Source organism: Glaciimonas sp. OK215 (assembly GCF_057787885.1).
This window is the reverse complement of sequence record NZ_JBYMEG010000004.1, coordinates 268,705-280,843: the sequence shown is the minus strand read 5'-3', so window position 1 is coordinate 280,843 and position 12,139 is coordinate 268,705. Positions and strand designations below refer to the sequence as shown.

Here is a 12,139-nt window from a genome sequence, read left to right as displayed (position 1 = left end):
TTCAAGTGCCGTAAGGGAACGAGCTGCGGCGTACGCCGGTTATTGTGTTGTCAGTGCAATTGCACTCACAGTTCGCCATTAATAGGAGAGGTTCATGAAAACGATATTTACACTCGCATTTGCGGTCATGCTGGCCGCAGCCCCCTTCAGCTATGCAGCCGATCTGGCCCGGCATGAAGAGCACCATCCCGCCACTCCACTCGCAAAAGCGGCCCCTAATAAAACTGCGAAAGCACCAGGCGCCAGCAACGAGCAAATGGAGAATATGGATGCGAAAATGAAAACCATGCGCGAAATGCACGACAAAATGATGGCGGCAAAAACGCCCGAAGAGCGTAATGCGCTAATGGCCGAGCACATGAAAGGGATGCAGGATTCCATGTCGATGATGAACGGCATGATGGGCGGGAAAGCGTCGAAAATGCAACCCATGTCTTCGCAAATGATGCAGAAACAAATGGAAATGATGCAGGTAATGATGCAAATGATGATGGATCGAATGGGACCGCCCGCGCGAGACAAGTGATTCGCTGCGTACCACCGACAACGGCCATCGCTTAATGGAGCGGTCAGAACTAAGACATGGGGGGAAAATGAACAATCGACTGCAGTTTCCAATTCACCACTACCATTCCCCGCCGGAGTGCCCTAGGCAAGTGAAATGCCGATAAGCTCGACGCTCCGACCTTGGTGGCTTGAGCCGCCGTCGGGAGAAGCGGCTGAGCTTGCGACCGAGGCTACAGGCTTGTCGGGCGCCGAGGCGAAAGCCCGGCTTGGCAGATTCGGTCCCAACCTGTTCCGGGAAGGGCAGGACAGGCCGCTGCTGCTACAGTATCTCACCCGTTTCAAGAATCCTCTCGTCATTATCCTCCTCGTCGCCAGTGCGGTTTCGGCGTTTACCGGGGAGGTCACCAACTTCCTCATCATCAGCGTCATCGTTCTGCTAAGCGTCACGCTGGATTTTGTCCAGGAGTACCGCGCCAACGCCGCTGCGGAGAAATTGCGCCAATCAGTATCCGTGCGAACCATCGTTATGCGCGATGGCAAGCCCCTGGAGGTCGCGGTGGCCCAGGTGGTGCCTGGCGACGTCGTGCTGCTTTCGGCCGGCGCTCTGATTCCTGCCGACGGAAGAGTGCTTGAGGCGCGTGATTTCTTCGTCAAGCAGGCGCTGCTGACGGGTGAATCCTACCCGGTGGAAAAGCGACCGGGCGCGTTACCCGATACCGCTGCTGATCTTCAGGAGGCGACTAACGCGGTGTTCATGGGCACATCGGTCGTCAGCGGCAGTGCCAGAATGCAGGTAGTCAAGACCGGGGCCGCCACCGCCATCGGAGAAATCGCCGACAGCGTATCCCGCCAGTCGCCACCGACGTCTTTTGATATTGGTACCCGCCGCTTCGGCATGCTAATCATGCGGCTGACGGTCTTGATGGTGATGTTCGTGCTGCTCGTCAACACCCTTTTCCACAAGCCTTTGCTAGAGTCTTTCCTGTTTGCCGTGGCGCTCGCCGTCGGCCTGACGCCGGAGTTGTTACCGATGGTGGTGTCGGTCACGCTGTCGCGGGGTGCGCTGCGCATGGCGAAGCAGCATATGATCGTCAAGCGACTGTCCGCCATTCAGGACCTGGGGTCGATGGATGTCCTGTGCACGGACAAGACCGGCACATTGACCGAGGCGAAAATTCAACTCGAACAACACGTGGATGCAGGAGGCCAGTCCAGCGAGTGGGTACTGAAGTTGGCCTATCTCAACAGCTTTTTCGAAACGGGGTTGAAGAGTCCGCTGGATGAGGCGATTCTCAACCACGAGCACGTTCAGATCGATGGCTGGAAGAAAATCGATGAAGTGCCATTCGACTTCGAGCGCCGCCGGGTGTCCGTACTTCTGGATAACGGACAGACGCGATGGCTGATCGTGAAAGGCGCGCCCGACGAGATCGTGGGGCTGTGCACCCATTACGAAGCGGAAGGTGCCGAGCTCCAGCGGCCCATGGATGAAGCGGCTTTCGCAGCGATTCACGCCCAGTACCACGCGCTGGAGGAAGAAGGTTTCCGTGCGTTGGGCATTGCCTGGCGCCAGGTTCCGCTGGACCATCCGCATGCTGTCGTGAGCGACGAGACGGCGCTTGTGCTGGCCGGGTTTGCCGCCTTCCTCGACCCTCCGAAGGAGAGCGCGGGCTCCGCGCTTGACGCGCTTAAAAAGGTCGGCGTTGCGATCAAGATCGTTACCGGTGACAGTGATCTGGTCACCCGGCATGTCTGCGCCCAGCTGAAGATTCCGGTCACGGGACTCCTGACCGGCAAGGAGATCGCGCAAATGGACGACCACGCACTGCGCGCCCGGGTGGAAACGGTGAACCTGTTTTGTCGAGTCAATCCGTCACAGAAGGACCGTGTGATTCTGGCGCTCAAGGCACGAGGCCATGTAGTCGGCTACCTGGGCGATGGCATCAACGATGCGCCGTCCCTGCACTCCGCGGACATCGGTCTGTCGGTGGACTCGGCCGTGGACGTGGCCAAGGAAGCAGCCGACATGATCCTGCTAAAACATGACTTGCACGTGCTTCACGCGGGCGTGCTGGAGGGACGACGAACCTTTGGCAACATCATGAAGTACATCATGATGGGTACCAGCTCTAATTTCGGCAACATGTTCAGCATGGCCGGCGCCTCGCTGTTCTTGCCCTTCCTGCCGATGTTGCCGACACAGATACTGCTCAACAACATTCTCTACGACATATCGGAATTGCCAATTCCACTCGACGAAGTGGATGCCGAGGAAATTCTCGCCCCCCGTGTGCTCGACATGGATTTCGTCCGCAATTTCATGCTCGTGATTGGACCGATCAGTTCCTTGTTCGACTTCTTGACCTTCTACGTCATGCTGGTCGTTCTGAACGCGGACGCGAAACTGTTTCAGACTGGCTGGTTCGTTGAGTCGCTATGCACCCAGGTGCTGGTGATCTTCATCATCCGCACCCGTGGAAACTTCCTGAAAAGCCGCGCTCATCCGCTGCTGACGGTTACCTCCCTGGCCGTTGTGGCTGTCGCCGTGCTGTTGCCGTTTACGCCGCTGGGTACCTATTTCGGTTTTGTGCCGCCGCCTGCCAAATTCTATTTCATCCTCGGGGCCATGGTGCTTGTCTATCTCTTCGTTGTTGAACTGGCCAAGCGGCGCTTCTACCGATGGTCAACGGCGCGAAGGCGGCCGCGCAGAGTTGCCGCCCGGGCTTAGTCCACTTGCCTTTACAGGCGGCGTACGCTATTGAATATTCCTTTTATCGACCTTCATCGAAAGCGAACCTTGACCACCCTCCCGCATGTTACTCACCGCCCTCGCCATGAGCATAGCGTCCCGTGGTTCTGGCCCATGGCCGCTGCAATCGAACTCGGAGAGGAAGATCTAACGCTGTTCCAAAATAACCTGCGTTACGTTGCAGAAGCTGAAAATATCGCTGCACCACCCGCGCCAGAGTGGGCAACATCGAACCGCATCCTATTGGATCTCGACACCATGCTGCTGCGGGATTTTTCACCAGTTGGTCACAAGCATACGCAGACACCGGTTTTGATCGATGCACCTTATGCAGGTCACAGCTCGACTATCGCCGACTACGCCATCGGGCAGAGTCTGGTCGGAACCCTACAGGCGGGTGGCCTGGAGCATGCGCTAGTGACGGACTGGAAGAGCGCCACCGACTCGATGAAGAACTTTGACATCGACAAGTATTTGACTGACATCAATACAGTGGTCGACCACCTCGGCGGAAAGGTTGACCTGGTCGGCTTGTGTCAGGGTGGTTGGATGAGCACAATGTACGCTGCGCGTTTCCCGGATAAAGTACGCAGTCTCGTGCTGGCAGGCGCCCCCATCGATACCGATGCTGGGAATGGTTCAATCAAAAAACTTGCCCATACCGTGCCTCTCAGCTTGTATGAAGAAATGGTGGCCGCAGGCGGCGGCTGCATGCGTGGTCAAACGATGCTGGCCGGATGGAAAAGCATGAATGCCGAAGAGCAATACCTCGGAAAATACCTCGAACTTTATCAGCATATCGAGGATAAGAACTATATCAATCGTACGGAGAAATTTGAACGGTGGTATGAAAATCCGATTGATCTTCCCGGCGCCTATTATCTGCAAGCAATTCAGCAGATCTTCAAGGAAAACCTTTTGGCAAAGGGGCAATTCATCGGTCTTGGAAAGCGCCTGTCGATGAAAGATATCGTCTGCCCCGTTTATCTGCTGGCTGGATCGGAAGACGATATAACCACTAAGGAACAGGTGTTCGACGCAGAAAAATATCTCGGGACGCCAAAGGCGGGAATTGTCAAGAAGCTCGCTGCAGGCGGGCACATTGGACTGTTCATGGGCTCCAAGACGTTGTCCGAGTGTTGGCCTGATATTGCATACTGGATCCGGTCAGGCGGCAAGGCTAGCGCCTGACCGTGAACTGGAAAGCGGCACGTAGAGGAGACGTTTTGCTTGTGCTTTCACCGCTCACGGGGGATGCTTGTCAAGCCACTCCTTGACCTTCGAATGCTTTTGGGTAGCATAGTTGTCGCATATCAGATGAAGCGATATGTCTTGCGGTGTTTCACCGTCGATTTGCCGTAGAAATTCGAGCCACTCAATATGACGATACCGCTGCTCGCAACAAGAGATAACAGAGGTGCTCTGGAAATTCAGACGCGCAAAAAAATGAAAGGTAATTTCGGATTTGGAAGGACTAGAATGTGTGGGTAATTCCAAGAAAGCATAAGCGAGATATCACTCGCTTGCCTTGGGCCAGAGCGGCGCGAGAAATTTGTTTCCCCACCGATGGGGCGCCGTTTGTGTATCTACTGCCGCTGCCGCAGTCGGCAGGAGTAACGGGAGATAGCGTTGCAACCTACCAATACCACCGATCCGGCCTATTTTCACAAAGTCGTCGATTGCCAATGGGCCTGTCCGGCCCACACCCCGGTCCCAGAGTACATCCGCCTGATAGGGCAGGGCCGCTACGATGACGCTTACATGGTCAACTGGGTGTCGAACGTTTTTCCTGGCATACTCGGACGCACCTGTGACCGCCCCTGCGAGCCTGCCTGCCGTCGGGGTAGGGCAGAGGAGAGCAACGGTGAGCATCCTGAACCGGTGGCGATCTGCCGCCTCAAGCGAGTGGCCGCTGACAATAAGGAAGACGTAAAGAGCCGCATGCCCGTCGTTGCAGCGAAAAACGGGAAGCGCATCGCCTGCGTGGGCGCGGGGCCAGCCTCGCTTACGGTGGCGCGCGATCTCGCCCCCCTCGGCTATCAGGTGACTGTATTCGATGGCGAGGCCAAGGCCGGCGGATTTATCCGCACGCAGATTCCACGGTTTCGCTTGCCGGAGTCAGTAATCGACGAGGAAACGGGTTACATCCTGGATCTGGGTGTCGATTTCAAGAGCGGCCAGCGGATCGATTCCATGCGTCGCCTGTTGGCGCAAGGGTATGACGCTGTTTTTGTAGGCTGCGGCGCGCCCCGCGGGCGTGACCTGGATATTCCTGGACGCAAGGAGATCAGCGAGAACATCCACATCGGCATCGACTGGCTGGCATCGGTGTCCTTTGGCCATCTCACAGGTATCGGCAAGCGGGTCATTGTTTTAGGTGGAGGCAACACGGCAATGGACTGCTGCCGCTCGGCCCGACGCCTCGGCAGCACGGATGTGAAGGTGATCGTGCGCAGTGGCTTTGATGAAATGAAAGCGTCGCCCTGGGAAAAGGAGGACGCGCTGCATGAAGGTATTCCCATTCTGAACTTCCATGCGCCCAAGTCCTTCGAACATGTGGACGGCAAGCTCACCGGCATGCGCTTTGAGATCGTCATGGCGGTCTATGACGACAAAGGCAAACGCAGCCTGGTGCCGACTGGCGACGCGAATGTGCTGGTCGAATGCGACACGGTCTTGATCGCTGTGGGTCAGGAAAACGTCTTTCCCTGGATCGAGCGCGATGCAGGCATCGAATTTGACAAGCGTGGCTTGCCAGTTCTGGTGAAGGACACGTTTCAGTCCACGCTTGCCCAGGTGTTTTTTGGCGGCGACTCGGCCTACGGCCCCAAGAACATCATCACCGCGGTGGCACATGGCCATGAGGCGGCAGTGTCGATTGACCGTTTTCTGCATGGAGAAGACATTCGTCATCGTCCGCCGCCAACGACCAACCTGATGTCGACCAAGATGGGTATCCATGAGTGGAGCTATAAGAACGACGTGTCGGCGGACACCCGCTTCAGGGTGCCATGGGCCAAGGCCGAACTGGCGCTGGCGAGCATACGGGTGGAAGTGGAACTGGGCTTTGATGCCGCGACCGCTTTCAAGGAAGCGAGCCGCTGCCTGAACTGCGATGTCCAGACAGTATTCAACCGACAAACCTGCATTGAATGCGATGCATGCGTGGATATCTGTCCCATGGATTGCATCACTTTCACCACCAACGGCGATGAGGAGAACTTGCGAATGCGCCTGAAGGCACCCGCAAGGAATGTGACGCAAGACCTCTACGTGTCTGCCGAGTTGAAAACGGGTCATGTGATGGTCAAGGATGAAGACGTCTGTCTGCACTGTGGTCTGTGTGCAGAGCGCTGCCCCACTGGGGCGTGGGATATGCAAAAATACTTGTTGGACATCACACAGGCCGGACCGAAGTGCCGTGACGGAAAAACGGTTCACCATACAACGGAGGCCGAATGAAACGCATTGAAGCTGTCAATGACTTTGTCATCAAGTTCGCCAACGTCAACGGTTCAGGTTCTGCCTCCGCCAACGAATTGTTCGCCAAGGCCATCTTGCGTATGGGCGTGCCCGTGAGTCCGCGCAATATCTTCCCTAGCAACATCCAGGGCATGCCCACCTGGTATGAGGCGCGCGTTTGCGAGAAAGGCTACCTGGGCCGGCGTGGCGGCGTGGACATGATGGTCGCCATGAACCCGCAGACCTGGGATGCAGATGTCGCCGAGATCGAGAGCGGAGGATACCTGTTCTATGACAGCACCCGGCCCATTCCTGAGTCCAAGTTCCGCAAGGATATCGAGGTCATTGGCATGCCACTGACAGAAATCAGCAATGCGGCCTATTCCGACCCGCGCCAGCGGCAGCTGTTCAAGAACATCATTTACGTGGGCGCATTGTCCGTGCTGCTCGATGTCGACGCTGAAGTGTTCGAGAAGCTCTTTGCCGAGCAGTACCTGGGCAAGGAGATGCTGCTCGAATCCAACGTGCGCGCGCTGCATCTGGGAAGCGATTACGTCAAGACCCACCTTCGCGCGCCGCTGGGCATCCGAGTGCGGCGCGCCGATAAGGTGGGCAATCAGATTTTCACCGACGGCAACAGTGCGGCAGCGCTCGGTTGTGTGTACGGCGGTGCGACGGTGGCGGCCTGGTATCCGATTACGCCGTCGTCGTCGGTACCCGAGGCCTTCCAGAAGTATTGTGACAAGTACCGGGTAGAGCCCGGGACCGGGCAGCATAAGTTCGCCATCGTGCAAGCCGAAGACGAATTGGCCTCCATTGGCATGGTGGTCGGCGCGGGATGGAACGGTGCGCGGGCCTTCACCGCCACGTCAGGACCCGGCATCTCGTTGATGACCGAATTCATCGGTCTGGCTTATTTCGCCGAAATACCGGTCACTATTATCGATGTACAGCGTGGCGGACCATCCACCGGCATGCCAACGCGCACGCAACAATCGGATTTGCTCGCATGCGCCTATGCCTCGCATGGCGACACCAAGCACGTCCTCCTATTCCCGGAAGACCCCCATGAGTGTTTTGAGCATGCGGCTGCAGCGCTGGACCTGGCTGACCGCCTGCAAACGCCCATCTTCGTGATGACCGACCTCGACATCGGCATGAATCAGCGCCTGTGTAAGCCCTTTGTGTGGGACGACGCGCGGCAATACGACCGCGGCAAGGTCATGACGACGGCAGAACTCGAAGCGGGCAAGGATTTCGGTCGTTACAAGGACGTGGACGGCGATGGTATCCCATGGCGCACGCTGCCCGGCGCGCACCCTACCAAGGGCAGTTTTTTCACGCGCGGCACGACGCGCGACCCCTATGCGCGCTATTCCGAGCGCGGGCCAGACTACATCTACAACATGGAGCGGTTACTCAGGAAGTTCAAAACGGCGGCCGACCTCGTGCCGCAGCCGGTGTTGCGAAAAGCCGCGCGCGGCACACGCTTGGGCGTGATTTACTTTGGCTCGACGAGCCCGGCCATGAACGAAGCGCTCGACGTGCTCACGAAAGATGGGATTGATCTGGATGCCTTGCGCTTGCGTGCATTTCCGTTTCCCGAGTCAGTCAACCAATTCATCGCCGAACATGACAAGGTGTTCTTGGTGGAACAAAACCGCGACGCTCAGATGCACTCTCTGCTCGTCAACGAGCTTGCCATCGACCCGGCGCAGTTGGTCAAGGTGCTGCACTATGACGGCACACCCATTACCGCGCGCTTCATCACCGATGTCATCAACAAGAACCTGAGGGCCGCGGCTGGAATAACTCCCGTGCAAAAGGAGGCAGCATGACCTATCTCGTCAAGCCGAAACTGCACCATCCCTCGCTCACCACCAATAAGGTCGGTTACACCCGGCGTGATTACGAGGGGCGCATCTCGACCTTGTGCGCGGGCTGCGGCCACGACTCCATCTCGGCGGCTATCATCCAAGCCTGCTGGGAGCTTGACATTGAGCCGCACCGCGTTGCCAAGCTCTCTGGCATTGGTTGCAGCTCCAAGACACCGGATTATTTTTTGGGCGCATCGCACGGTTTCAACACGGTACATGGGCGCATGCCCTCGGTACTGACAGGCGCCAATCTTGCTAACCGCGATCTGTTGTACCTTGGTATCTCCGGTGACGGCGATTCAGCATCGATCGGGCTCGGGCAATTTGCCAATGCCATGCGGCGGGGCGTATGTATGGCCTATATAGTCGAGAATAACGGGGTCTATGGCCTGACCAAGGGACAGTTTTCCGCCACGGCAGACAGGGGATCCAAAAGCAAGAAGGGTGTCGTGAACCGCGATAACCCCATTGATCTGGTTGGGCTAGCCCTGCAGCTGGGTGCCACCTATGTTGCACGCAGTTTCTCGGGAGACAAGGCGCAACTCGTGCCACTCATCAAGGGTGCAATCGAACATGGCGGGGCCGCTTTCATTGATATCATCAGCCCTTGTGTCACCTTCAATAACCATGGTGGCAGCACCAAGAGTTACGACTATGTACGCGAGCACAATGAGGCGGTGAGCCGCATCGATTTCATGACGGAGCACAGCGAGATCACCGCCGATTACGTCGCAGGGGAAGTGATCGAAGTACAGCAGCATGATGGCTCCAGGCTGCGCCTGCGTAAGCTGCACACGGACTACGACCCTACCGATCGGTACGCCGCGCTGAGCTACATCAACGCCCACCAGGCGCGCGGCGAAGTGGTGACGGGGCTGTTGTATATCGATCCGGTTGCGACCGATTTGCACACGTCGCTCAATACCACTGATACGCCTCTCCATGCTCTGAACGAAAGTGAGCTTTGTCCCGGCTCGGGGGTTCTGGAAGAGGTTAACGCGTCGCTGCGGTAGGCAGGGGAAGTTTGCGTTTTTTGGCACGATTTGAGGGAGGATTTTCAGCATGGTTGAACGTACTGTTTTTCAATCCATGTCCCAGCGCCACGTGGTGAGTCTGTCATCCCATGCCAGCGTGTGGGAGGCCGCCTGCGTCATGACCAAGGCCAATTGCGGTAGCGTGCTCATTATTGACACCGCGGGGACCCTATTGGGGATTCTGACCGAACGTGATCTGATGACGCGCGTGCTGGCCAAGGCACTCAATCCGCAAACGACCTGCGTGTCCGACGTGATGACGCACGACCCGCAATGCGTGGGGCCCGACATGAAAGTGTCCGACGCCGTTCTGATCATGATTGAGCACGGTTTCAGACACCTGCCCATTATCTCGCCTGCATCCAAGATTTTGGGTGTATTCTCGGTGCGCGACGCGTTGCCACGCGAAGTTGGCAACGCGATAAACTTGGCCGAGTTTAACGATCAGGTGAATGACGCGTTGGGTTAAAGAAGGCGTTTCAAGATCCTGGGTGCACGGAGGTTGCGGATGGAAACCGCATGGCGGTAGGCAATCTGCGGCTCTCCGTTTTTGAGCGAAACATGGCAGAAAAAGAACCTATCGACTGGATGGATCACAACATTTCTCTGATCACCACCATTGCCGCCGGTTTCGGCGTTGCTTTGATCCTTGGTTTCATTGCTGAACGGATTAAGGTGCCGGCGCTGGTAGGCTACCTCGTTGCGGGCATCATTATCGGCCCGGCGTCGCCTGGCTTTGTGGCCGACGTACATATCGCCTCCCAGTTGTCGGGGATTGGCATCATGTTGCTGATGTTTGGTGTCGGGCTTCATTTCTCGCCTAATGATCTGTTCGCGGTCAAGCGCATTGTCGTGCCCGGTGCGGTGGCGCAAATGGGAGCGGCAACGCTGCTGGGCACGTTCATGGCCTGGTGGTGGGGCTGGCGTTTTGGGAGTGCGCTGATTCTCGGGTTGTCGCTGTCCTGCGCCAGTACCGTGGTGTTGCTCAAGTCGCTTGAAGCCCGGAGTCTGCTCGACACGATGAATGGACGCATCGCCGTTGGTTGGCTGGTTGTTCAGGATCTGGCCACTGTGCTGGTTTTGGTGCTGCTGCCCCCGCTCGCGGGTGTCCTTGGCGGCACAACGGCCCACGTCGCAGACGCTAAACCTCTTTGGGCGACCATCGGGCAAACACTGTTACAGGTTTCGGCCTTCATCGCCCTGATGCTGATTGTCGGGCGTCGCGTGTTGCCCTGGATGTTGTGGCAGGTGGAGCGCACCGGCTCACGCGAGCTGTTCACCCTATCCGTGGTCGCGACAGCGATCGGTATTGCCTACGGTGCGGCGGCCCTGTTCAGCGTGTCGTTTGCGCTCGGCGCATTCTTCGCCGGCACGGTAATGCGCGAATCCGAGTTCAGCCACCGCGCAGCGGAAGAGTCTTTGCCACTGCGCGATGCCTTTTCGGTGCTGTTTTTTGTGTCGGTGGGCATGTTGTTTGACCCCATGATTCTGGTCCAGGAGCCCATCCATGTGCTGGGCGTGGTCGCCATCATCATTTTCGGCAACTCACTCGCTGCGGTATTGCTAGTAATCGCGTTTCGCTATCCGCTCAACACTGCATTGACGGTTGCTGCGAGTTTGGGGCAGATCGGGGAGTTCTCTATCATTCTGGCTGGTTTAGGTTTGTCACTCGGATTGTTGCCCGCCGAGGGCATGAGTCTGGTGCTTGCTGGTGTGCTGATCTCGATTGCAATGAACTCATTTCTGTTTGCAGCGATTGAGCCATTCCGGCGTTCGGTGCTCAAACACTCTGAACTGGCCCGCCGTCTGGAACAGCGGCAAGACCCTTATGCCGAGCTGCCCATGAGCACCGAGCGCAAGTACCTCGAAGGACAAGTTGTCCTTGTGGGTTATGGCCGGGTTGGACGCCGCATTGCGAAGGCGCTGGATGCACGTAGCATCCCGTATGTGGTCGCGGAACAGAACCGTGAACTGGTCGAAGACTTGCGTAAGAAAGGGATGGTCGCTGTTTCAGGGAATGCCGCCGATCCGGCGGTATTGATCCAGGCGCATATTGCTGACGCGGCTATGCTGGTTGTTGCCACGCCCGATACACTCAACGTTCGACAAATCGCCGACACCGCGCGCACCGTCAACCCAGACATTGAGATCGTGCTGCGCACGCATAGCGAGAACGAATCACTATTGCTGCGCAATGAGGGAATCGGCACAGTCTTCTATGGCGAGGAAGAGTTGGCCAAGGGCATGGCAAGCCATGTTCTGGAACGCTTTACCCCACAGGGATGACCCCGGTACCGAATCACTGATGATGGCGGTGGCGGATACCCGATCATGTGGCAATAATGCGTAATATAGGGTGCTGGCCGACGGTCAGGCGGACGGCGCAATACCCGCAAAGAAACAGTCAAACGGACTCGTCAATATTATGGCAAAAACCGAAATATTAGCTATCTCTGCTTCCAATCCGCTGTGTTATTGATGCGTGAAAATGGTAGGTCAGAGTACGGCTG

Annotated in this window: 8 protein-coding genes; all 8 read left to right on the top strand. The window is 57.2% G+C overall.

From position 1 onward, the window contains the following. Positions 1-127: 127 nt before the first annotated feature. The 8 genes from AC3CHX_RS31980 to AC3CHX_RS31945 all read left to right on the top strand — a co-directional run bounded on the left by AC3CHX_RS31980 (position 128) and on the right by AC3CHX_RS31945 (position 11,915). A complete protein-coding gene (locus AC3CHX_RS31980) occupies positions 128-526 on the top strand; it encodes a hypothetical protein (protein ID WP_488645213.1) in 399 nt (132 codons plus the stop codon). 135 nt (positions 527-661) lie between these two features. Continuing rightward, on the top strand, positions 662-3,235 hold the full coding sequence (gene mgtA / locus AC3CHX_RS31975; RefSeq protein WP_488645212.1) for a magnesium-translocating P-type ATPase: 2,574 nt from the start codon (positions 662-664) through the stop codon (positions 3,233-3,235). A gap of 135 nt (positions 3,236-3,370) precedes the next feature. After that, positions 3,371-4,447 carry an alpha/beta fold hydrolase gene (locus tag AC3CHX_RS31970; RefSeq protein WP_488645211.1) on the top strand — a complete coding sequence of 359 codons (1,077 nt, stop codon included), beginning with the start codon at positions 3,371-3,373 and terminating at the stop codon, positions 4,445-4,447. A 438-nt stretch (positions 4,448-4,885) separates the two neighbouring features. Beyond that, the gene (locus AC3CHX_RS31965; RefSeq protein WP_488645210.1) at positions 4,886-6,718 is read left to right on the top strand and encodes an FAD-dependent oxidoreductase; all 1,833 of its coding nucleotides are present in this window, start codon (positions 4,886-4,888) and stop codon (positions 6,716-6,718) included. Beyond that, the gene (locus tag AC3CHX_RS31960) at positions 6,715-8,556 is read left to right on the top strand and encodes a 2-oxoacid:acceptor oxidoreductase subunit alpha (RefSeq protein WP_488645209.1); all 1,842 of its coding nucleotides are present in this window, start codon (positions 6,715-6,717) and stop codon (positions 8,554-8,556) included. Before AC3CHX_RS31965 ends, AC3CHX_RS31960 begins: the two co-directional genes overlap by 4 nt. Further along, positions 8,553-9,608 (top strand): 2-oxoacid:ferredoxin oxidoreductase subunit beta, encoded by a 1,056-nt coding sequence (locus AC3CHX_RS31955; protein WP_488645208.1) that lies wholly within the window; start codon positions 8,553-8,555, stop codon positions 9,606-9,608. Before AC3CHX_RS31960 ends, AC3CHX_RS31955 begins: the two co-directional genes overlap by 4 nt. 49 nt (positions 9,609-9,657) lie before the next feature. Further along, positions 9,658-10,098 carry a CBS domain-containing protein gene (locus tag AC3CHX_RS31950; RefSeq protein WP_488645207.1) on the top strand — a complete coding sequence of 147 codons (441 nt, stop codon included), beginning with the start codon at positions 9,658-9,660 and terminating at the stop codon, positions 10,096-10,098. A 119-nt stretch (positions 10,099-10,217) separates the two neighbouring features. Next, positions 10,218-11,915, top strand: a complete 1,698-nt coding sequence (locus AC3CHX_RS31945; protein ID WP_488645423.1) for a cation:proton antiporter domain-containing protein — start codon at positions 10,218-10,220, stop codon at positions 11,913-11,915. Positions 11,916-12,139 lie beyond the last annotated feature (224 nt).

Excerpts from the sequence above, each read along its gene's own strand:
- AC3CHX_RS31980 (WP_488645213.1), top strand. The coding sequence starts at position 128 with ATGCTGGCCGCAGCCCCCTTCAGCTATGCAGCCGATCTGGCCCGGCAT.
- mgtA (WP_488645212.1), top strand. The coding sequence starts at position 662 with ATGCCGATAAGCTCGACGCTCCGACCTTGGTGGCTTGAGCCGCCGTCG.
- AC3CHX_RS31970 (WP_488645211.1), top strand. The coding sequence starts at position 3,371 with ATGGCCGCTGCAATCGAACTCGGAGAGGAAGATCTAACGCTGTTCCAA.
- AC3CHX_RS31960 (WP_488645209.1), top strand. The coding sequence starts at position 6,715 with ATGAAACGCATTGAAGCTGTCAATGACTTTGTCATCAAGTTCGCCAAC.
- AC3CHX_RS31955 (WP_488645208.1), top strand. The coding sequence starts at position 8,553 with ATGACCTATCTCGTCAAGCCGAAACTGCACCATCCCTCGCTCACCACC.
- AC3CHX_RS31950 (WP_488645207.1), top strand. The coding sequence starts at position 9,658 with ATGGTTGAACGTACTGTTTTTCAATCCATGTCCCAGCGCCACGTGGTG.
- AC3CHX_RS31945 (WP_488645423.1), top strand. The coding sequence starts at position 10,218 with ATGGATCACAACATTTCTCTGATCACCACCATTGCCGCCGGTTTCGGC.